Here is a 22,623-nt window from a genome sequence, read left to right on the forward strand (position 1 = left end):
GGTTATATTCATTATTCTAATTACTATAAAAACAACGCCCAATTATGTTATAGATGACATATGCGTCACTAATTAACAATGCAAATGAGCAATAACGCTCCCATCCTCCGTCTGGATATAACAACAGAAATATAACAATTGATATTGCAACACATATTATTGCGGTAACGAATAATTTATGATAAATACTATTATTAATAGCAGTTACGTTAATCACTATTAAAGCAATTATGGACAAAATCAATCCTATACAAAAAAATAAAATTTTCACTGTGATGTTCCACTGTTTGTTGTCGTACTGCTTCCCCTTGATGAGGATGCCCCTACACCCATTGTAGTAACAGCCCCTTTTCTTTCTGGTGGAGTAGCAGATGTACCAGGAGCAGATTTGAACTGACGTTGGCTCCAGCTACGACAAATATCATCATAACCATAGTAGCTTCGCTCACCAATTTTCTTATCCATCATCTCTTTAAATATTTTATCTTGCGTAGTATTTGCTTTTTTATAATCAACTATTACCCCTCCATGTGATATATCTTTATAAACCTCACCGTGCGGGAAGTCACTCATCCCATAACTATATGAATCATAAACACCATTTGGATCACCAACATTTATACTTTGATGGAGATCTGGTTCACCTGATGCCGCGCCCTCTAACCAAATATCCAGTCCCATGGGGTCAATAAGCTTTATTGGATTATTAAATACATAGCTATATAGATTCCATCCCCCCATCAACCCTATCGGATCCTGTGTGATATACCTTCCCTGTGCAGGGTCGTAGTACCGGTGGCGGTTATAGTACAGTCCTGTCTCTTTATCCCACTGCTGCCCCGGCAGACGGATAAGCTGTTCCAGGTTATGCGGGTTATCTTCCCGCAGCATATTCCCCCATTCATCAAACTCTGCGCGCCAGGCAATCTGTCCTTTAATGTCAATCAGCGCCAGCGGCAGGCCCCGGTGGTCGCAGTGGTACAGGTGGATTTTACGTTCCGGCGTGTAATCTGGCTCCAGCTGATGCAAGTTTTTTCTTCACACTTGGTCAAAATTGTTGAAATAACATTTGTCAATGCTTGTTTATCCACTGCTATTCCTGCGTAGATGTTCAAAAATCACTCCAGATTACATTCATAATTCTTTGCTTTACGAATATAACTTCGGACATCATTGGCCATAATCTGATCGGAATCCAAATAAGTTAATTTAAACAACAAAGCTAATTCATTTTTATTTGGTTCACGTTTTAACCACCAGTGAAAGGCACCATTGCGATCGTGTTCAGAACCATCTTCATCTCCTTCATGATAATTTTTAAGTTGCAAGGAATATAATTCATCTGGATACATTCCGTATATTTCCCACTCGACAGGAAAATTCATTTTCCTAAGGAATTCATGTTTATTCATTTTTATCCTTATATCGCAGGAGGGGAAGTATCCCCTCCCATATTTTTATAAATATGGCATGAAACTAAATCACCGCCCTGACACATTTCACCGGCTACATCTCGAACAGAAAAATAGTCACCCAACACTCCAAAAAATTTACCAAATTTGAATACCTGACTTTGTCGTTTTGATAAGATTTTTTTAGATTCATCTGTTAATTTTTTACAAAATGAATTTTGCTCCTTAGACATTTTTGCTGCATCACTTTGTGACAAGGGCTTCCAATTATCAGTACTTACGCGTGGCCCATCATTTTTACCTAAGTGAACATGATCAGGCGCGTGATCTGGACGAAAATCGGTGGCACCGGGGCCTGGGTTCGCATGTACAGATGTGTCTCCGCTAGCTCCGTCTATACCCTGACCTATATTTATTAATCCAAGTGGGTCTGTGTTTAACATTGGATCCAACGGATACTGATAAAGATTCCATCCCCCCATCAGCCCAATAGGATCCTGCGTGACATACCTTCCCTGTAACGGGTCGTAGTACCGGTGCCGGTTATAGTACAGTCCTGTCTCTTTATCATACTGCTGCCCCGGCAGACGAATAAGCTGTTCCAGGTTATGCGGGTTATCTTCCCGCAGCATATTCCCCCATTCATCAAACTCAGCGCGCCATGTAATCCCTCCCTTTACATCAATCAGCGCCAGCGGCAGTCCCCGGTGGTCGCAGTGGTACAGGTGGATTTTACGTTCCGGCGTATATTCCGGCTCTGTCTGGTTTTGTATCTGCGCCGGCGTCAGGCCGCACTGTGCCAGCCACGCCCGGGTGGCTTCGCTGAGTTCCCCGCGCTGTAGTTCTGCTTCCAGATTATCCACCATCGCCACCAGTTCCGGCGGGAAGGTCACGTTTGCTTCCTGCTGAAATTTCTCCGCCAGCGTGCGACGTACTGCTTTTGCCAGCTCTGCGGTAGCCGTTTCAATACGGATGAGCGGGGTGAAGCTCCCCGGCAGGTACACCGTCTGAATACGTGTTTTGTCCGTCTGCGTGGTGGTCAGCCTGTCGCCGTCCTGTCCGTACCATGTCACCTCCGGTATGGGGGACAGCTGAATATATTCGTGACCGGTGATTTCTCCGTATGTCCGCTGGCTTTTCCACACCCGTTTGCTGACGCGGCGGCCCAGCGGGTCGTAAAGATAACGGCTTTCCGTCAGCACGTTGCCGTTCTGCATCTGGCGGTAGTGCGCCAGCCGGTGCTGGTTATCATACTCATAATGATGCGACAGGCTGCCGTGCGGGTGTATCCGGCGCTCGTCTTTCTCCGTCAGCCTGCCGTGTTCGTCATAATGGTAAAAGTTCTCCACATCCTGGCTGATGCGGTTATCCGGGAAGCGTTCCGGCAGCATCGGGTATTTATCCTGTTCCGCTGTCCGGTTGCCCGCCGGGTCGGTGAACGTCCACTGCGCCAGGTCGTGGTGGAGCGACTGAATGTGTGTGCCGAGCAACCGCCCGGCGTCGCCGTACTGATAATCCCGCTGCTCATGCTGCCCGCTGATACGGACCAGCTGTCCGCCGCTGTTCCAGGTGTAGTCGCGGTTAAGCTGGAGAATGCTGAGGTGATGGTGCTGTAGCTGACCGCCCGGCGTGTATGCCGTGGTCAGTTCGTACTCGCCGAAGCGGCGCTGCGTTTCGCGGTGCAGGCGGTCGCGGGTGAACTCAACCAGCGGTGTGTCGCCGAGTTTCATCCCGGCCAGATAACCGCTGCCGTACGTCAGCCACGCCACCGGGGGAAGGGCGTCCGGCGTCACGCGGTCCGGCAGTCCCTTGTCACTGTAATCGTGCCGGGTTTCGTGTTGCCAGAGCAGTTCATTCGTTTCAGGATGGTGCACCGTCTGGCGTTCGCTGATAAGGCGGCCCTGTTTATCGTACTCATACTGTACGGCGACGCTGTGACCGTCGCTGAGATGGCTGATTTCCGTCAGCCAGCCGCGCTCGTTGTAGGTCCACTGTTCCGCCGGCTCATCATTGACGGTGCGGTGCGTCAGGCGGTCGGATGCATTGTAATGCCAGAGGGTGACGAGGCTTTCATCCTCGCTGCGGATAAGCTGTCCGGTAATACCGTACTGATAACGCTGCGTCCTGCCGTCAAAGCCCGTTTCCTGTAGCAGCCTGTCCAGCAGGTCATAAGCGAAGATGGTGTGGCTGCCGTTCTCGTTGGTCAGTTGGGTAAGGCGACCTGCAGCGTCGTATGCCATCTGCCGCATCAGGCCGCCTTCGGTGGTGCTCACCGGGTGTCCTGCGTCGTCGTATTCTGTGGTCTGCCTGCTGCCGTCCGGATGAATGACCGCCGTCAGGTCACCTGCGATGCTGTACACATATCGGGTCTCATGGCCCGTTGCATTTTGCTGGCAGACAAGTCTGCCCCGGTCATCGTAAGCGCGGTACTGGCTGAGGCCTTCTTCCTGATGGAGGGCAGTGACCTGCCCGAAGATGTCGTATTCATAGCGGGTCTGGTAGCCCGAGCAGTCGGTGAAGGCCAGCAACTGCCCGTAGCGGCTCCACGTCATCTGTTTGCGGCTGCCGGTGGCGTCTTCGCTGGCGGAGGGGTAATCGCTGTGCGGACCGGCATACATATAGCGGGTGGTGTTCCCCTGGCGGGAAGTCTGCGCTGTCCGCCGGCCATGCTCATCATATTCGTGCTTATCCCGTAAGCCATCCGGGTGGATGACGGTGGTCAGCTGGCGCTGGTCGTTGTAACTGAAGCGGACTGACCTGCCATCAGGCGTGACAATTTCTGTGACGTTACCGGAAGCGATACTGTACCGGTATTCGGTTTTCCGGCCTGCCGCATCGGTCTGCGCGGTGAGCCAGCCCAGGATGTTGTACCCGCTGAGGGTTTCACTTCCGTCGGCGTGACACTTTTTCACCACCCGTTTCAGTCCGCCTTCACCTTCGGTGTGCAACACCTCCCGGCGGTTCAGGCTGTCGGTGATGGCGACGGCATTTTTCTCATACTCATACGAGTAACTCAGCCCGGCCGGATTGTGCTGCTCCACCACACGGCCAGCCGCATCATAGCGGTAGGTGGTCTGCGGCCGTCCGGTGTACTGGTGCGCCGTCATGCGCCCCGGGTGTTTATCGTCATAAATGAAACCCCGCACCGGCGTATCGCTGCGGTCATACACCGCCGCCAGCTCGCCGCGCGGGGTGTACGCATAGCGCACCAGCGGTGCAGTGGGAAGATTTTCCGGGTATTCCGGGTCGTGGGTCAGCCATACGGCCTCAAGGCGAATGCCGCGGTCTGCGCCATAGCCGGAGACCGGCATCGTCTGCGGGTATTCCGGCGCCCTGACGCCGGAAGAGACCGTCTGTTTACGCGCCGCCTCTGCCCGCTGCGCCTGTGTGGTCAGCACCAGCCGGAAGCGGCGGCCTGCGCCGTCGGTCACGGCGGTGATATTCCCGGCAAATTCCCCGTCAGCGTCCCGGTGAAAGGTTTGCGTGCGTCCGAAATTGTCCACCAGTGCCGTCAGCGTCAGGTACGGTGGCAGCGGGGCGGGTAAGATTTCATCCGGCGCGGGAACGTGCGCAGACCAGCCGAGTATCCACCACGGCCCCTGTGCGCTGCTGGTCGCCAGATAAAGATGCGGGCTTAAGCGCAGGTCTTCCGGCAGGGCCTGCCACAAGACATGCAGTGCATTGCTTTCATGCAGTTTCAGCACGCCACCACGAGCGAGCCAGAAGCGTTCGCTGCGGCTGAAGGCGGTTTCACCCGGCAGCAGGTGTTCAAAGTGAATGCTGCGTCCGCCGTTGTCGTTGAGGATAAGTTCCTCATCGCGAAGTTGTAAGCGGATATCGAAAGGAGCTTTCCAGCCGGGGCCGAAGATGCTCACCGGGGCAGGCGTTTTTGTCCGGTAGCTGCTGTAGGTTCTGGAGAGTGCAAACGGTAACGGACCGGGCAGGGCGACATCGGTTTCACCGGGGAGAACTTTGGCACCGAGAAGAGGATTGACCGGCGGGCCATAGGTGACACCACCGGGGCAGACCGAGCAGGCCACACCGGTGGGCGCGCCAATCATCACGCCCGCCGAGCCCTGGACAATGCTACCGCCCGTCTGCGTCATGTCGCCCAGACGCGCCGCTGGTTTTCCGCTCATGCTCAAATCCTTTTAATCAGGTATTGAGCAAGGAGCCTACCGGGAACAGTTCGTGAGAAAAGTGCAAAAAAGGCGCTGGGGGGAATTTTGAGAATATATAAAGATCAGGGGGATACAATAAATATCCTCCGACATAGCCGGAGGTTTTTCGGATGCGCCTATAAGGCTCTGTTACCAGCCGCGCCCTAACAGGCGCATACAATCTGACATTTGCATCAGACTTCGTTACTTACGGCCCGGAAGCGGCAAAAGAAATTATGCGTGAATTGGGGATCGACCCGGAGACGTGGGAATATTGATTGTTAAATCAATCGCTGATGTTTAAGAGGCGGGAATCATCCCGCCTCTTTTTGACCCCTTCATGGACTCACAACGTTACTTACTAATACCATTGAATTTATTCAGTGTTTCTTCCATTTTGAGCGTTTCTTTACGATTCAAAGGATAGAAATAAATCAGAATAACCGCGGCCAAAAACAGGCATGTAGCCGGTAAGAGATTCGCCATCGTATAGATATTTTCCTGCACGATGCGGGTTTGCATAGCGCCGCCCGTTGATGAGGATTGATAGCCAATGATGGCCAACATAAAACCGCCAATCGCCCCTGCGCACGCCTGACCAATCTTGCGGGCAAAGAAGTTCACACCATAAACAGTCCCATCCTCACGATCGCCAGTGACATACTGGTGATAATCACAAACATCCGTCATAAATGCCCAAATCATGAGATTGAATAACCCTGCCCCCAGCGTCGCCAGGAACAGGAATACCAAATAGATTTTCGCATCAGTAATGTGAACGAAGTACATAATCAGATACATCGCGACCGCAAAGAGTAGCGCGCCTACGCTGGCCTCTTTCTTACCAAACCGCTTCGTGAGCCAGGATGCCGATGGCGCCAGCAAAACCAGAGAGCCAAAGGTGAAGAGCAATGCAACGGACATGGCCTCTTTGTTATGGAAATAGTCATTAAACAGGTAAGTCATATTGGTACCGGAAAGCCCCTGGTTAATCACAATTAGCAGATCCACAACCACTAAAACAATCAACGCTTTATTGCGTAACAGCCCTTTCAGCAATTCCGAAACAGGCATGCGCTCTTTTCTCTCCACCCGTACACGTTCCGTCGTTAACTGGCAGGTCAATGTTAAAAAAACAAAGCCCAACACAGCACAACCTATAGCGATCCAGAAGAAGTGCTGCCCGGAAATCACCTGGCTTCCATCCACCAGAGTGGTGTACATCAGGACTGGAATAAAAAAGCCGGTTGTTCCGCCACCGATGGCTGATCCAACGCTGCGCCAGGTCGAGAGCGACACACGATCTTCTGGATTCGAGCTAATCGCCGCGGACATAGCGCCATAAGGAATACTCACGGTAGATAACAGTGAACCGTAAATAAAATAGGAGCCGCAGATGTAGATAATTTTCGCTGTATAAGAAAAATCATGCACAAACGGAAGAAACAGGACAACCGTAATGATACAGAATGGATACTTCATACGGCGTACCCAGGGGTTAAACCGCCCATGTACCGTCAGCTTAGAGGTATCACACAAGCGACCTACGCCAACATCAACAAACGCATCAAAGAGTTTGGTCACAAAATAGAGTGAGCCGACAATCACGCCGGAAACACCGAGTACGTTAGTGTAGTAAATCATTAAAAAACTATTTACCAAACCAAGAATAAAACAGGTCCCCAGGTCACCACACAAATAACCAATTTTATCTCTGAATCCGAAAGGCCTGACGGCAATATTTTTATTGCTACCGGTCATAGTTCCATCATTGAACATGATGTCAACTCCTAAGACATATTATTCACGAAAATTATGCCTACATTTTCATGATCCGCATAATAAACCGATACAAAAAGCATTAACGATCAGAAGTTATAACCAATACCAACACGGTAACGCGTCTGGCGATCGTCCGTGGTTGTCGTGTTATAGCCTGAGGAGACATTACCCGCCTCAACAAAAGGAACCCAGGAACCTATTTTATAAGCGATGCGGAAGTTATATTCATAATCTTCTTTTTTGTTATTATACAAATCTTCACTATCGGCGATTTTATAAATGCCGTTTAGTTCAAACATCCAGTTATTGATGTTATAACCGAGCCATGCTTCTGGGCGATAAACCATACGGTCATCTTTACCCTCGCTGTTTCTGCGCATGTACTCCTGACGGTAGCGGAACGCCGTCCACCAATTGTCATTGATATTATACTGCACTCGAAGATAAGGCTTATAAATCGTGATGTTATCGCCGGTTTCAACTGCGATACCGGGCTGCCAGATGAAACCCTGCCAGTTGAACTGGTAGCTTGCGGTGTACTCATTACCATTACTTTCCATATTGTTCCACGCATCGTTAGATTGCGAATCATCGGAACGTGAAATGGCTTCTACGGCCACACCAAAACCCGTAGCAAAACGGTGAGACATATAAACACGATCATAGTTACGTCCGTCGTCATAATATTCATGACGATAATCTACATAGCCCGCATGAGCGGACCAGGAGAATAATGAAACAAGTAATAATGCGTATCCACGCTTCATAGCAATCCCTCTTAAATAAAAGATCAATAAGTGTGATTTTATTCGCATCACCAAAAAGAAATTTACGTGATGACAACAAAGTCTAGGAATAATGTTAAATCACAATCCGGAGTTTATTTAAGCGAGAGGACCAAAACCTTTTTAATTTTGCCAACATCGAAAACTCATGGCAATAAAATAAAGAAACGAGAGACACACATCAACAACAGAAACAATTTATCTAGAAAATAAAAACATTATTTCATTTTGACTTTAATTTATTTATTCAGGATATAAATGAGAGAAATAAAATGATAAAATTCAGATACAAAAAAAGCGCCAGTCGGCGCTTTTTTTTGACAGCTGAAACTTATTTGCTGCCCGGGATGTTGAAACGCTTGTTGAAGCGGTCAACACGGCCACCGGTTGCAACGTCACGCTGTTTGCCAGTGTAGAACGGGTGGCATTTACCGCACACGTCCAGGTTCAGATCGTGACCAACGGTAGAGCGGATTTTCATGACGTTACCGCAAGAACAGGTAGCAGTAATTTCTTCGTATTTCGGGTGAATATCTTTTTTCATGGGGAAACCTCAGTTTAAGGCCGCGTCGCTCTTCCAGCCCTAACGCCAGACACCACGCGATGTTGATAGTATAGTTTGACGCAATCAATTTGCATCAAAGGCGGCGAATCATACAGAAATTAGCCCGCTCATGCAAACTGATTCGCTCGTCACCCACGACTAATGTGTATACTAACCCGCCAGATTTCAAGTCAGGACGATTTATGCCCGTAGCGCACGTTGCCTTACCCGTTCCGCTTCCTCGCACCTTTGACTATCTTCTGCCGGAAGGCATGAACGTCAACGCGGGGTGTCGCGTGCGCGTGCCATTTGGCAAACAGCAGGAGCGCGTTGGGATCGTGGTCTCAGTCAGCGATAAAAGCGAGTTGCCGCTGCATGAATTGAAAGCAGTGGTTGAAGTGCTGGACAGCGAATCAATTTATTCGTCCTCCGTCTGGCGCTTGCTACTTTGGGCGGCGGATTATTACCATCATCCCATTGGAGATGTACTGTTCCACGCCCTACCCATCCTGCTGCGTCAGGGGAAACCCGCCACCAACGCACCAATGTGGTACTGGTTTGCCACCGAAGAGGGCCAGGCGGTTGATCTCAATAGTCTGAAACGTTCTCCCAAACAGCAGCAGGCGCTGGCTGCGTTGCGTCAGGGGAAAATCTGGCGCGATCAGGTGGCCGATCTCGAATTCAACGATGCCGCGCTGCAGGCGCTGCGTAAAAAAGGCCTCTGCGAACTGGCGAGTGAAACCCCTGGTTTCAGCGACTGGCGCACGCACTACGAGGTCTGCGGGGAACGACTGCGTCTGAACACCGAACAGGCCACCGCCGTGGGCGCCATTCACAGCGCATCCGACAGTTTCTGTGCCTGGCTACTGGCCGGGGTGACGGGCTCAGGGAAAACCGAGGTTTACCTGAGCGTACTGGAAAACGTTCTGGCGCAGGGCAAGCAGGCGTTAGTGATGGTGCCGGAAATTGGCCTGACACCGCAAACCATCGCCCGTTTTCGCGAACGTTTCAACGCGCCGGTGGAAGTATTACATTCAGGTCTTAACGACAGCGAACGCCTTTCAGCCTGGCTGAAGGCTAAAAACGGCGAAGCGGCCATCGTGATTGGTACGCGTTCGTCATTATTTACACCGTTTAAAAATCTTGGCGTCATCGTTATCGATGAAGAGCACGACAGCTCTTATAAACAGCAAGAAGGCTGGCGCTACCACGCTCGCGATCTGGCGATCTGGCGTGCGCATAGCGAACAGATCCCGATTATCCTTGGCTCGGCAACACCCGCGCTTGAGACGCTTTGCAATGTCAGGCAGAAAAAATACCGCATGCTGCGCCTGACGCGTCGTGCCGGAAATGCACGCCCCGCTACTCAGCATGTACTCGATTTAAAAGGTCAACAGGTGCAGGCAGGCCTGGCACCGGCGTTAATCACCCGTATGCGCCAGCATTTACAGGCCGATAACCAGGTGATTTTATTCCTCAACCGCCGGGGTTTTGCACCTGCGCTACTTTGCCACGACTGCGGCTGGATTGCGGAGTGTCCGCGTTGCGATCACTATTACACCTTACATCAGGCGCAGCACCACTTACGCTGCCATCACTGCGACAGCCAACGTCCGGTGCCGCGTCAGTGCCCCTCCTGCGGCTCCACGCATATGGTGCCGGTCGGGTTAGGCACCGAGCAGCTTGAACAAGCCTTAGCCCCCATTTTTCCCGGCGTACCGATTTCCCGTATTGACCGCGACACCACCAGCCGTAAAGGCTCGCTTGAGCAGCATCTGGCGGAAGTGCATCGCGGCGGCGCAAGGATCCTGATCGGCACCCAGATGCTGGCAAAAGGTCATCACTTTCCTGACGTGACGCTGGTTGCGCTGCTGGATGTGGACGGTGCGCTGTTCTCCGCAGACTTCCGCTCGGCGGAGCGCTTTGCCCAGCTTTATACCCAGGTATCCGGGCGCGCAGGTCGCGCGGGTAAACAGGGGGAAGTGGTTTTGCAGACCCATCATCCGGAACATCCGCTGCTGCAAACGCTGTTGCATAAAGGCTATGACGCCTTTGCTGAACACGCGCTGGCGGAACGGCAAACGCTGCAACTGCCACCGTGGACCAGTCACGTTATTGTGCGGGCAGAAGATCATAATAATCAGCAGGCACCGCTGTTTTTGCAGCAGTTGCGTAATCTGATTCAGGCCAGTCCGTTAGCTGACGATAAGCTCTGGGTTTTAGGCCCGGTGCCGGCGCTGGCGCCGAAGCGCGGAGGCCGCTATCGCTGGCAGATTTTATTGCAACACCCGTCACGCATTCGTTTGCAACACATCGTCAGTGGAACGCTGGCGCTCATCAACACTTTGCCGGATTCGCGCAAGGTGAAATGGGTGCTGGATGTCGATCCCATTGAGGGATAACCCCCTCACGATGCGAGGCGGATCGTAAAATTCAACACCCATCACACTTTTTATGAAAATTCTGTAACCGTTTCCATTCGCTATCTGATAAAAATGTTTTCGATGTGAATTTAAACAGGGATTGTGCTGCGCCGGATTTCCCAGGCGAGGAGAAAGAGTGAAACCGAATAAGCAGGTTGCTGCCGCTACAATGAAAGATGTTGCCATGAAGGCGAAAGTCTCAACGGCAACCGTGTCCCGCGCGCTAATGAACCCGGATAAAGTCTCTCAGTCCACCCGAAACCGGGTTGAACAGGCAGCTGTAGAGGTGGGGTATTTACCGCAGGCGGCGGGGCGCAACGTTAAACGTAATGAATCGCGAACCATCCTGGTGATTGTCCCGGATATTTGCGATCCCTTCTTTAGCGAACTGATCCGTGGGATCGAGGTCACTGCCGCCAGTCATGGCTATCTGGTACTGATCGGCGATTGCGCGCACCAGAATCAGCAGGAAAAGACGTTTGTTAATCTGATCATCACCAAGCAAATTGATGGCATGTTGCTGCTGGGCTCTCGTCTGCCGTTTGACGCCAGTATTGAAGAACAGCGCAATCTGCCACCAATGGTGATGGCGAACGAATTTGCGCCGGAACTGGAACTGCCCACCGTCCATATCGATAACCTGACCGCCGCCTTCAATGCCGTGAACTATCTGCATGAGCTGGGGCATCAGCGCATCGGTTGTATCGCCGGGCCAGAAGAGATGCCGCTGTGTCATTACCGCCTGCAGGGATATGTGCAGGCGCTGCGTCGTTGTGGTGTGGCGGTAGACCCGCACTATATCGCTCGTGGAGATTTTACTTACGAGGCGGGTGGCAATGCGCTCAGACAGTTGTTTGAACTGCCGCAACCGCCGACAGCCGTATTCTGTCACAGTGATGTTATGGCGCTCGGCGCGCTGTCATGGGCGAAACGCCAGGGCATAAAAGTCCCGCAAGATTTGTCGATCATTGGATTCGATAACATCGCGCTGGCAGAATTCTGTGATCCGCCGCTGACTACCGTTGCACAACCGCGCTTTGAAATTGGTCGTGAAGCGATGCTGTTACTGCTTGACCAGATTCAGGGGCAGAATGTCAACAGCGGCTCGCGTTTAATGGATTGTGAGTTAATCCTTCGGGGTACGACGCGCGCCTTAACGTAAACCTTTCAGACACCGTGTCTGGTCAAAGGCCCGCCGCTTAAGTAACATGGCGGGCTGACGAACGAATCAATACAGCGAAACGATAGTGGCACAACGAGATTATGTACGTCGCGGCCAACCGGCACCTTCGCGGCGCAAAAAGAGCACCTCACGGAAAAAGCAACGCAACACGTCTGCGGTATCGCCCGCAATGGTCGCCATTGCCGCCGCCGTCCTTGTGGCCTTTATCGGCGGTCTGTACTTCATTACGCATCATAAGAAAGAAGAATCTGAAACGTTGCAGGGTCAGAAGGTGACCGGCAACGGGCTGCCGCCAAAGCCGGAAGAGCGCTGGCGCTATATTAAAGAGCTGGAAAGCCGCCAGCCTGGCGTACGTGCGCCGACAGAGCCGTCTGCGGGTGGTGAAGTGATGAAGCCAGACCAACTGACCAACGAACAGCGTCAGTTGCTTGCGCAAATGCAGGCCGATATGCGCCAGCAACCTACGCAACTCAACGAAGTGCCGTGGAACGAGCAGACGCCTGCGCAGCGTCAGCAAACGTTGCAGCGTCAGGCTCAGCAACGTCAGGCTGAGCAGCAGCAACAACAGCAGTGGAGCAACACGCAGCCGGTACAACAGCCACGCACGCCGCCGCAGACGCAAACGCGTACCGCGCAAACTGCGCCGGTGCAGCAGACGCCGAAACAAACACCGCAGAAACCTGCGACAACGTCTCAGCCGTATCAGGATCTGCTGCAGACTCCGGCGCACACCACGGCGTCTCAGCCCAAAACGCAGCAGGCCGCTCCGGTTGAGCGCGTGCCAGAAGCGCCGAAGCCAACCGCGGAGAAGAAAGATGAACGTCGCTGGATGGTTCAGTGCGGATCGTTTAAAGGCGCAGAGCAGGCTGAAACCGTGCGCGCACAACTTGCTTTCGAAGGCTTTGACTCCAAAATCACCACCAATAATGGCTGGAATCGCGTGGTCATCGGGCCGGTGAAAGGGAAAGAGAATGCCGACAGCACCATTAGCCGTCTGAAGATGGCAGGTCACACAAACTGTATTCGACTCGCCTCCGGGGGTTGAAACCCCCAAAATCCCCCCCATCTTTACTTGCATTACGCCCCGCACACCGTGCGGGGCTTGTATTCTGCATTTGTAACCAAGGGGTCTGCTCGTGACAACAATAGTAAGCGTACGCCGTAACGGCCAGGTGGTTATCGCCGGTGATGGTCAGGCCACACTGGGCAACACCGTCATGAAAGGCAACGTGAAGAAAGTGCGCCGTCTGTACAACGACAAAGTCATTGCGGGCTTTGCGGGCGGTACGGCGGATGCATTCACGCTGTTTGAACTGTTTGAGCGCAAGCTGGAAATGCATCAGGGACACCTGGTCAAAGCCGCCGTGGAGCTGGCGAAAGACTGGCGTACCGATCGTATGCTGCGCAAACTCGAGGCGCTGTTAGCCGTCGCGGATGAAAACGCCTCCCTCATCATCACCGGTAACGGTGACGTCGTGCAGCCGGAAAACGATCTGATTGCCATCGGCTCCGGCGGTCCCTACGCCCAGGCTGCGGCCCGCGCTCTGCTGGAAAACACCGAGCTCGGCGCTCGCGAAATAGCTGAAAAAGCGTTGGATATTGCAGGTGATATCTGCATTTACACCAACCATTTCCATACCATTGAAGAATTACCCTCTAAAGCGTAAGGATCTCCCATGTCTGAAATGACCCCACGCGAAATTGTCAGCGAACTGAATAAGCACATCATCGGCCAGGATAACGCCAAGCGTTCCGTGGCGATTGCACTGCGTAACCGCTGGCGCCGCATGCAGCTTGACGAAGAGCTGCGCCATGAAGTCACACCGAAAAACATTCTGATGATAGGCCCCACCGGCGTCGGTAAAACCGAAATCGCCCGTCGTCTGGCAAAGCTTGCCAACGCGCCGTTCATCAAAGTCGAAGCGACAAAATTCACCGAAGTGGGTTATGTCGGTAAAGAAGTGGATTCCATCATCCGCGATCTGACCGATGCCGCGCTCAAAATGGTTCGCGTCCAGGCGATCGAGAAAAATCGTTATCGTGCAGAAGAGATGGCGGAAGAGCGCATTCTTGATGTGCTGATCCCACCGGCTAAAAATAACTGGGGCCAGGCGGAGCAGCAGTCTGAGCCATCCGCTGCGCGTCAGGCATTCCGTAAAAAGCTGCGTGAAGGCCAGCTTGACGATAAAGAAATCGAGATCGATCTTGCCGCCGCACCGATGGGCGTTGAAATCATGGCGCCTCCGGGAATGGAAGAGATGACCAGCCAGCTTCAGTCCATGTTCCAGAACCTGGGCGGACAGAAGCAGAAAGCGCGTAAGCTGAAAATCAAAGACGCGATGAAGCTGCTGATTGAAGAAGAAGCGGCCAAGCTGGTGAATCCGGAAGAGCTGAAGCAGGAAGCCATCGACGCCGTTGAGCAGCACGGGATCGTGTTTATCGACGAAATCGACAAAATCTGTAAGCGTGGCGAATCCTCTGGCCCGGACGTGTCCCGTGAAGGCGTACAGCGCGATCTGCTGCCGCTGGTTGAAGGCTGCACCGTCTCAACCAAGCACGGTATGGTCAAAACCGATCACATTCTGTTCATTGCCTCTGGCGCATTCCAGGTGGCGAAACCGTCTGACCTGATCCCTGAACTGCAGGGTCGTTTGCCAATTCGTGTCGAGTTGCAGGCGCTGACCACCAGCGACTTCGAACGCATCCTGACGGAACCTAACGCCTCTGTCACCGTGCAGTACAAAGCGCTGATGGCGACCGAAGGCGTCAACATTGAGTTTACGGAATCCGGCATCAAGAAAATTGCTGAAGCGGCATGGCAGGTTAACGAGACCACCGAAAACATCGGGGCTCGTCGTTTGCACACCGTTCTCGAGCGTCTGATGGAAGATATTTCCTATGATGCGAGCGATTTGAACGGTCAAAACATAACAATTGATGCAGATTATGTGAGCAAACATCTGGATGCGCTGGTCGCAGATGAAGATCTGAGCCGTTTTATCCTATAATCGCGTTCACTGCATTTTCATCATTGTTGATGGGGCTGAAAGGCCCCATTTTTATTGGCGCTAAATATGACTGAACAACAACAAATTAGCCGCTCCCAGGCCTGGCTGGAAAGTTTACGACCCAAGACCCTACCGCTCGCCTTTGCGGCGATCATCGTCGGTACGGCCCTGGCATGGTGGCAGGGATACTTTGATCCGCTGGTCGCCCTGCTGGCGTTGATTACAGCAGGGCTGCTGCAAATCCTGTCGAACCTTGCCAACGATTATGGCGATGCCGTTAAGGGCAGCGACAAACCGGACCGCATCGGACCGCTGCGGGGGATGCAAAAAGGCGTCATTACTCAGCAGGAGATGAAGCGCGCGCTGATCATCACCGTCGTACTTATTTGCGTGTCCGGTCTGTCGCTGGTTGCCGTCGCGTGTCGCACGCCGGCGGATTTTGTCGGTTTCCTGGTGCTGGGTGTGCTGTCGATCATTGCCGCCATCACCTATACCGTGGGCAATCGTCCGTATGGCTACATCGGTCTGGGCGATATTTCCGTGCTGGTCTTCTTTGGCTGGCTGAGCGTGATGGGCAGTTGGTATCTACAGGCGCATACGCTAATCCCGGCGCTGATTCTCCCGGCAACCGCCTGTGGGTTGCTGGCGACTGCGGTGCTTAACATCAATAACCTTCGCGATATTAACAGTGACCGGGAAAACGGGAAAAACACATTAGTCGTCCGCCTCGGCGCCGTGAATGCCCGCCGTTACCATGCCTGTCTGCTGATAGGGACACTGATCTGCCTGGCACTGTTTAACCTGCTTTCGTTGCAAAGCCCGTGGGGCTGGCTGTTCCTGCTGGCCGCGCCAGTGCTGGTAAAACAGGCGCGTTACGTGATGCGCCAGATGGAACCGGCAGCGATGCGCCCGATGCTTGAACGTACGGTAAAAGCCGCGTTACTGACTAACCTGCTGTTTGTTGTCGGGATTTTCTTAAGTCAGTGGGGAAGATAACTGACAAATATCAATTAACAATTGATGATTTTGCCAACAGTACACATAGCGCGATATACTAAAAATTCTCGCAGCAACTGAACGTTAAGCCTATGAAATACGATACTTCCGAGCTTTGTGACATCTATCAAGAGGATGTCAACGTCGTGGAACCACTGTTCTCTAACTTTGGAGGACGGTCGTCGTTTGGCGGACAAATCGTCACGGTGAAATGTTTCGAGGACAACGGGTTGCTCTATGATCTGCTCGAACAAAATGGCCGTGGTCGCATTCTGCTGGTTGATGGCGGCGGTTCTGTCCGTCGTGCGCTGGTCGACGCCGAACTGGCGCGTCTGGCGGTACAGAATGAATGGGAAGGGCTGGTCATTTACGGCGCGGTGCGTCAGGTAGACGATCTGGAAGAACTGGACATCGGCATTCAGGCGATTGCCGCGATTCCGGTAGGCGCCGCAGGTGAAGGGATTGGGGAAAGCGATATCCGCGTGAATTTCGGCGGCGTGACGTTCTTCTCCGGCGACCATCTGTACGCCGACAACACGGGAATCATCCTTTCCGAAGATCCTCTCGATATCGAGTGATCGAAAAAGGCACCGCAAGGTGCCTTTTTTATGCGCGGTGTCATCTGAGACAATGCCGGATGGCGGCGCAAGCGCCTTATCCGGCCTACAAGCTACTTGCTCAGGAATCCCCTAAAGATTTCGCGTTAGGGCAAGGCGGCAAGCGCATGAATCCCCAGGAGCGTAGTAAACTACGTGACTGGGGTGAATACGCGCAGCCAACGCCGCCATAACGTGAAAAATGACGAGGATTAGACTTCTTCCATGCGGCCCAGCAATGCCTGCAGACGATCCTGCCAGCCATTCTGCTGTTCTTTCAGAGACTGATTTTCGCGCTCGAGCTCTTCGCGGCTGTGCTGTGCAGACTGCACTTCCTGCGCCAGCGAGCTGTTCTTCTCTTTCAGCTCTTCAATTTCCATCTGCAACAAGGTGATGGTATCAATCGCCTGCTGTACTTTTGCTTCCAGTTTCTCAAACACTTCTAAAGACATGGTCATACTCTCCTGAATTGCAAGGCGACGCTTCACGTGAACGCGCACAATATATAGTGCCGATTGTATGAAGCCCCGCCCTCCCTGTCCAGCGGCATACCGCGCTGATTGCGGTTTACACCTCTTTTCAGCCTGGTCTTACAGACTCTTCGCCTCTAACCCTTAAGTGTTAACAATCTGGTTAATGAAATGATTCAGCTCACACTATTTTTGTATAACAAAACGCGCCTTATGGCGCGAAAACGCTCATTTTATTGACGGAGCACACACATTTTAAGTTCGATATTTCTCGTTTGTGCTCGTTAACGATAAATTAACAGTGTGCCTACAGGGCATCGCGGACGTCAGTGACCTCCTCGCATACAATAAACATTAAACTCTTCAGGATCCGATTATGAGTCAAACATCAACCTTGAAAGGCCAGTGCATTGCTGAATTCCTCGGTACCGGGTTGTTGATTTTCTTCGGTGTGGGGTGTGTCGCTGCGCTTAAAGTCGCGGGTGCGTCTTTTGGTCAGTGGGAAATCAGCGTCATCTGGGGTCTGGGGGTGGCGATGGCTATCTACCTGACCGCAGGGGTGTCTGGCGCACATCTCAACCCGGCAGTCACGATTGCATTGTGGCTGTTTGCGTGTTTCGACAAGCGCAAAGTTGTTCCTTTTATTCTTTCTCAATTTGCCGGTGCGTTTTGCGCAGCGGCGTTAGTTTACGGGCTTTATTACAATCTTTTCGCCGACTTCGAACAGACGCACCACATTGTGCGTGGCAGCATTGAGAGTGTTGATCTGGCTGGCACTTTCTCAACGTATCCCAACCCACATATCAATTTTGTGCAGGCCTTCGCGGTTGAAATGGTGATTACCGCTATCCTGATGGGGCTTATTCTGGCGCTGACTGATGACGGTAACGGTGTACCGCGTGGCCCGCTGGCTCCTTTGTTGATTGGTTTACTGATTGCGGTTATCGGCGCATCCATGGGCCCATTGACCGGGTTTGCGATGAACCCGGCGCGTGACATCGGTCCGAAAGCATTCGCCTGGCTCGCGGGCTGGGGTAATGTTGCCTTCACCGGTGGCAAAGATATTCCTTACTTCCTGGTGCCGCTGTTTGGCCCCATCGTTGGCGCTATTTTGGGCGCTTTCGCCTATCGCAAGCTGATCGGCCGCCATTTGCCGTGCGATATCTGTGCCGTGGAAGAGAAGGAAACCACGACCACTTCACAACAAAAAGCGTCGCTGTAATGTGACTACGGGACAAAAAATTATGACTGAGAAAAAGTATATCGTTGCGCTCGACCAGGGCACTACCAGCTCCCGCGCCGTCGTAATGGATCATGATGCCAATATCGTGAGCGTTTCACAGCGCGAATTTGAGCAGATCTACCCGAAAGCAGGCTGGGTAGAACACGACCCGATGGAAATCTGGGCCACGCAGAGCTCGACGCTGGTGGAAGTGCTGGCGAAAGCGGACATCAGTTCCGATCAGATTGCAGCCATCGGGATCACTAACCAGCGTGAAACCACTATCGTCTGGGAACGAGAAACCGGTAAACCTATCTATAACGCGATCGTCTGGCAGTGCCGTCGTACCGCGGATATCTGCGAACGCCTGAAGCGTGATGGCATGGAAGAATACATCCGCAATAACACCGGTCTGGTGATTGACCCCTATTTTTCCGGCACCAAAGTGAAGTGGATCCTCGACCACGTCGAAGGTTCCCGTGAGCGCGCACGTCGCGGCGAACTGCTGTTCGGCACCGTTGATACCTGGCTTATCTGGAAAATGACCCAGGGACGCGTACACGTCACGGATTACACCAACGCCTCACGTACCATGCTGTTCAACATCCACACGCTGGACTGGGACGACAAAATGCTGGATGCGCTGGATATTCCACGTGCCATGCTGCCGGATGTGCGTCGTTCTTCCGAAGTCTACGGTCAAACCAACATCGGCGGTAAAGGCGGCACGCGTATTCCAATTTCCGGTATCGCCGGTGACCAGCAAGCAGCGCTGTTCGGCCAGCTGTGCGTGAAGGAAGGGATGGCGAAAAACACCTACGGCACCGGCTGCTTTATGCTAATGAATACCGGCGAGAAAGCGGTTAAGTCTGAGAACGGCCTGCTGACCACCATCGCCTGTGGCCCGACCGGAGAAGTGAACTACGCGCTGGAAGGCGCGGTGTTTATGGCGGGCGCCTCTATTCAGTGGCTGCGCGATGAAATGAAGCTCATCAGCGACGCCTTCGATTCCGAGTATTTCGCGACCAAAGTGAAGGACACCAACGGCGTGTACGTTGTCCCCGCCTTCACCGGCCTGGGCGCACCGTACTGGGACCCGTATGCCCGTGGCGCGATCTTCGGTCTGACCCGTGGTGTGAACTCCAACCACATCATCCGTGCAACGCTGGAATCTATCGCTTACCAGACCCGCGACGTGCTGGAAGCGATGCAGGCAGACTCCGGCATTCGCCTGCACGCCCTGCGTGTGGACGGTGGTGCGGTCGCCAACAACTTCCTGATGCAATTCCAGTCTGACATTCTCGGCACGCGCGTTGAGCGTCCGGAAGTGCGTGAAGTCACGGCGCTGGGTGCGGCCTACCTGGCCGGTCTGGCGGTTGGTTTCTGGCAGAACCTCGATGAGTTACAGGAAAAAGCCGTCATCGAACGTGAATTCCGTCCTGGCATCGAAACCACCGAGCGTAACTATCGTTACAGCGGCTGGAAGAAAGCGGTCAAACGCGCGCTGGCGTGGGAAGACCACGAAGAGTAATCGTAAATGGCCGGGTGACGACGCGAAAGCGTCTTATCCGGCCAACAGATACTATTACGGCGGGGGCCTACCCCGCACACACATCAATAATTTCACGCCCTCCCCTGTGCTACACTTCGCGCCATTCCTTTTTGCTACGAGTTTGCTATGAGACGAGAACTTGCCATCGAATTTTCCCGCGTAACCGAAGCGGCGGCGCTGGCTGGCTACAAATGGTTAGGACGCGGTGACAAAAACACCGCCGACGGCGCGGCGGTTAACGCCATGCGCATTATGCTAAACCAGGTCAACATTGACGGAACCATTGTGATCGGCGAAGGCGAGATCGACGAAGCGCCGATGCTCTACATCGGTGAGAAAGTCGGTACCGGTCGCGGCGACGCGGTGGATATTGCCGTCGACCCCATTGAAGGCACGCGAATGACGGCAATGGGCCAGGCCAACGCGTTGGCCGTTCTGGCCGTGGGTGACAAGGGTTGCTTCCTGAACGCACCTGATATGTATATGGAAAAGCTGATTGTCGGACCGGGCGCAAAAGGCAGCATCGATCTCAACCTCCCGCTGGAAACGAATCTGCGTAATATCGCCAACGCGCTGGGCAAACCGTTGCGCGAGCTGACGGTAACGATCCTGGCAAAACCCCGTCACGATGAGGTGATCGCAGAGATGGCGAAGCTTGGCGTGCGTGTATTCGCGATTCCTGATGGCGATGTGGCCGCGTCCATCCTGACCTGCATGCCGGACAGTGAAGTCGATGTGCTGTACGGGATTGGCGGTGCGCCGGAAGGTGTGGTGTCCGCCGCAGTGATCCGCGCGCTGGATGGCGATATGCAGGGCCGCCTGCTGGCGCGTCATGATGTCAAAGGCGACAGCGATGAAAACCGCCGCATCGGCGAACAGGAACTGGCGCGCTGTCAGGCAATGGGCATCGAGGCCGGTAAAGCGCTGCGTCTGGATGAAATGGCTCGCAGCGACAACGTCATCTTCTCCGCAACCGGCATCACCAAAGGCGATCTGCTGGATGGCATTAGCCGTAAGGGCAATATCGCCACTACCGAAACGCTGCTGATCCGCGGTAAGTCACGCACCATCCGCCGTATTCAGTCGATTCACTATCTCGACCGTAAAGACCCGGACGTGCAGGCGCACATCCTGTAATTGATTTGTTCGTTCGAGCCTTCCAGCCCCTCCGGGGCTGGAAATCTTTCCGCCAACAAACGAAGATAAGGGGACGAGACCCGTACAGGAGAAAACCATGGCAGATTGGGTAACAGGCAAAGTCACAAAGGTACAGAACTGGACCGATGCCCTGTTTAGTCTGACCGTTCACGCCCCCGTTCATCCCTTCACCGCCGGTCAATTTACCAAGCTTGGCCTTGAGATTGACGGCGAGCGCGTCCAGCGCGCTTACTCGTATGTGAATGCCCCTGACAATCCCGATCTGGAGTTTTACCTGGTCACCGTGCCTGATGGTAAGCTCAGCCCGCGTCTGGCAGCACTCAAGCCCGGTGACGAAGTACAGGTGGTGAGCGAAGCCGCTGGTTTCTTTGTGCTGGATGAGGTGCCTGATTGCGACACGCTGTGGATGCTGGCAACCGGTACCGCCATCGGCCCCTATTTATCGATTCTGCAACTGGGCAAAGACCTTGAGCGTTTTAAAAACCTGGTGCTGGTGCATGCTGCGCGCTACGCCGCGGATCTAAGCTATCTGCCGCTGATGCAGGCGTTGCAAAAACGCTACGAAGGTAAACTGCGGATCCAGACGGTGGTGAGCCGTGAAACGGTCTCAGGTTCACTGACTGGCCGCGTTCCGGCGCTGATTGAGAGTGGTGAACTGGAATCAGCGGTGGGCTTACCGATCGATAAAGAGACCAGCCATGTGATGCTGTGTGGGAACCCGCAGATGGTCCGCGACACGCAGCAGCTACTGAAGGAGACCCGACAGATGACGAAACACCTTCGTCGCCGACCGGGCCATATGACCGCCGAGCATTACTGGTAATACGGCGCCGGATGAACGTGCTGCCTCAACCGGCCTACCGTAGGCCGGGCAAGCGCCGCTGGCTACAGTTTATGGCGCTGATTTAAACGCGACATCCTGCGTGTCTTTACCGTATTTATTTTCGCCCTGGATGCCGACAAACGCCCCCAAGTCGATAATCGTCATGATGAGGATCAGCGTCGGCACAAAGCGTCCGACCACCCATTGCCACATCCCCGGCAAAATGGCCCAGTTGCCGGCTAACAACATCCAGGCAAGAATAATCAATAACGCCCACAGCCCTGAACGCCCACGATCGTGCAGACGTTTCACCGTAACCGCCGCCGTCGGCCAGAGCAGACACACCAGGGCAAAGGGCGCTATCTGATCAGGAAGTAATTTTTGACTCTCGAGCGAAAACAGAACCACCATGCTGAGTATCCACAGCACAATCCAGATCCAGAAATCACGGCGTCCAATACGCCCTTTAAATGAGAATAACCACTGCTGTAGGGTCATGCCTGTTCCTA

General features: G+C 53.2%; 18 protein-coding genes and 2 pseudogenes. 12 read left to right on the plus strand and 8 right to left on the minus strand.

Annotated features, from left to right (window positions below; all coding sequences use genetic code 11):
• Positions 1–267 precede the first annotated feature (267 nt).
• From QNN88_RS19555 to QNN88_RS19565, 3 genes and pseudogenes are all read right to left on the minus strand, one after another.
• Positions 268–1,023, minus strand: a pseudogene (locus QNN88_RS19555) (RHS repeat-associated core domain-containing protein); the annotation flags it as partial.
• A 95-nt stretch (positions 1,024–1,118) separates the two neighbouring features.
• Positions 1,119–1,412, minus strand: a complete 294-nt coding sequence (locus tag QNN88_RS19560) for a hypothetical protein (protein ID WP_414241675.1) — start codon at positions 1,410–1,412, stop codon at positions 1,119–1,121.
• Positions 1,413–1,420: 8 nt separating this feature from the next.
• Positions 1,421–5,551 (minus strand): RHS element core protein, encoded by a 4,131-nt coding sequence (locus QNN88_RS19565; RefSeq protein ID WP_414241676.1) that lies wholly within the window; start codon positions 5,549–5,551, stop codon positions 1,421–1,423.
• A gap of 236 nt (positions 5,552–5,787) precedes the next feature.
• Here QNN88_RS19565 and QNN88_RS19570 point away from each other — a divergent pair.
• Positions 5,788–5,850: pseudogene (locus QNN88_RS19570) on the plus strand (transcriptional repressor protein MetJ); the annotation flags it as partial.
• Between the two features lie 76 nt (positions 5,851–5,926).
• Here the strand turns inward: QNN88_RS19570 and QNN88_RS19575 are convergent.
• From QNN88_RS19575 to rpmE, 3 genes are all read right to left on the minus strand, one after another.
• Positions 5,927–7,351, minus strand: a complete 1,425-nt coding sequence (locus QNN88_RS19575) for an MFS transporter (protein ID WP_414241677.1) — start codon at positions 7,349–7,351, stop codon at positions 5,927–5,929.
• A gap of 89 nt (positions 7,352–7,440) precedes the next feature.
• Positions 7,441–8,121, minus strand: coding sequence for an oligogalacturonate-specific porin KdgM family protein (locus tag QNN88_RS19580; RefSeq protein WP_414241678.1), 681 nt, complete (start codon positions 8,119–8,121; stop codon positions 7,441–7,443).
• A 349-nt stretch (positions 8,122–8,470) separates the two neighbouring features.
• Entirely contained in the window at positions 8,471–8,683 is a 213-nt protein-coding gene (rpmE, locus tag QNN88_RS19585; RefSeq protein ID WP_042325590.1) for a 50S ribosomal protein L31, read from the minus strand.
• 203 nt (positions 8,684–8,886) lie between these two features.
• Between rpmE and priA the strand changes: the two genes are divergently transcribed.
• The 7 genes from priA to rraA all read left to right on the plus strand — a co-directional run bounded on the left by priA (position 8,887) and on the right by rraA (position 16,871).
• Positions 8,887–11,085, plus strand: coding sequence for a primosomal protein N' (gene priA / locus QNN88_RS19590; RefSeq protein WP_414241679.1), 2,199 nt, complete (start codon positions 8,887–8,889; stop codon positions 11,083–11,085).
• Positions 11,086–11,242: 157 nt separating this feature from the next.
• Positions 11,243–12,268: a DNA-binding transcriptional regulator CytR gene (gene cytR, locus QNN88_RS19595; RefSeq protein ID WP_414241680.1), complete on the plus strand. Its 1,026-nt coding sequence runs from the start codon at positions 11,243–11,245 to the stop codon at positions 12,266–12,268.
• Between the two features lie 85 nt (positions 12,269–12,353).
• Positions 12,354–13,334: a cell division protein FtsN gene (ftsN, locus tag QNN88_RS19600; protein WP_414241681.1), complete on the plus strand. Its 981-nt coding sequence runs from the start codon at positions 12,354–12,356 to the stop codon at positions 13,332–13,334.
• 91 nt (positions 13,335–13,425) lie between these two features.
• The gene (gene hslV, locus QNN88_RS19605; protein WP_414241682.1) at positions 13,426–13,956 is read left to right on the plus strand and encodes an ATP-dependent protease subunit HslV; all 531 of its coding nucleotides are present in this window, start codon (positions 13,426–13,428) and stop codon (positions 13,954–13,956) included.
• 9 nt (positions 13,957–13,965) lie between these two features.
• Positions 13,966–15,297 (plus strand): HslU--HslV peptidase ATPase subunit, encoded by a 1,332-nt coding sequence (hslU, locus tag QNN88_RS19610; RefSeq protein WP_414241683.1) that lies wholly within the window; start codon positions 13,966–13,968, stop codon positions 15,295–15,297.
• Positions 15,298–15,363: 66 nt separating this feature from the next.
• Positions 15,364–16,293: a 1,4-dihydroxy-2-naphthoate polyprenyltransferase gene (gene menA, locus QNN88_RS19615; protein ID WP_414241684.1), complete on the plus strand. Its 930-nt coding sequence runs from the start codon at positions 15,364–15,366 to the stop codon at positions 16,291–16,293.
• Between the two features lie 92 nt (positions 16,294–16,385).
• Positions 16,386–16,871: a ribonuclease E activity regulator RraA gene (rraA, locus tag QNN88_RS19620; protein ID WP_229237814.1), complete on the plus strand. Its 486-nt coding sequence runs from the start codon at positions 16,386–16,388 to the stop codon at positions 16,869–16,871.
• Positions 16,872–17,101: 230 nt separating this feature from the next.
• On the opposite strand, the gene zapB is transcribed toward rraA, so the two are convergent.
• The gene (zapB, locus tag QNN88_RS19625; protein WP_090050665.1) at positions 17,102–17,347 is read right to left on the minus strand and encodes a septal ring assembly protein ZapB; all 246 of its coding nucleotides are present in this window, start codon (positions 17,345–17,347) and stop codon (positions 17,102–17,104) included.
• A 388-nt stretch (positions 17,348–17,735) separates the two neighbouring features.
• Between zapB and glpF the strand changes: the two genes are divergently transcribed.
• From glpF to fpr, 4 genes are all read left to right on the plus strand, one after another.
• The gene (glpF, locus tag QNN88_RS19630; protein ID WP_042998923.1) at positions 17,736–18,581 is read left to right on the plus strand and encodes a glycerol uptake facilitator protein GlpF; all 846 of its coding nucleotides are present in this window, start codon (positions 17,736–17,738) and stop codon (positions 18,579–18,581) included.
• A gap of 22 nt (positions 18,582–18,603) precedes the next feature.
• A complete protein-coding gene (glpK, locus tag QNN88_RS19635; protein WP_414241685.1) occupies positions 18,604–20,112 on the plus strand; it encodes a glycerol kinase GlpK in 1,509 nt (502 codons plus the stop codon).
• A gap of 147 nt (positions 20,113–20,259) precedes the next feature.
• The gene (gene glpX, locus QNN88_RS19640; protein WP_414241686.1) at positions 20,260–21,270 is read left to right on the plus strand and encodes a class II fructose-bisphosphatase; all 1,011 of its coding nucleotides are present in this window, start codon (positions 20,260–20,262) and stop codon (positions 21,268–21,270) included.
• A gap of 97 nt (positions 21,271–21,367) precedes the next feature.
• Positions 21,368–22,114, plus strand: a complete 747-nt coding sequence (fpr, locus tag QNN88_RS19645) for a ferredoxin--NADP(+) reductase (protein WP_414241687.1) — start codon at positions 21,368–21,370, stop codon at positions 22,112–22,114.
• A gap of 69 nt (positions 22,115–22,183) precedes the next feature.
• Here fpr and QNN88_RS19650 read toward each other — a convergent pair whose 3' ends face one another.
• Complete coding sequence (locus QNN88_RS19650) at positions 22,184–22,612, minus strand: DUF805 domain-containing protein (protein WP_414241688.1); 429 nt, start codon at positions 22,610–22,612, stop codon at positions 22,184–22,186.
• Positions 22,613–22,623: the final 11 nt, after the last annotated feature.

The organism is Citrobacter sp. ANG330 (genome assembly GCF_047467925.1).
Lineage (GTDB): Bacteria > Pseudomonadota > Gammaproteobacteria > Enterobacterales > Enterobacteriaceae > Citrobacter_A > Citrobacter_A amalonaticus_G.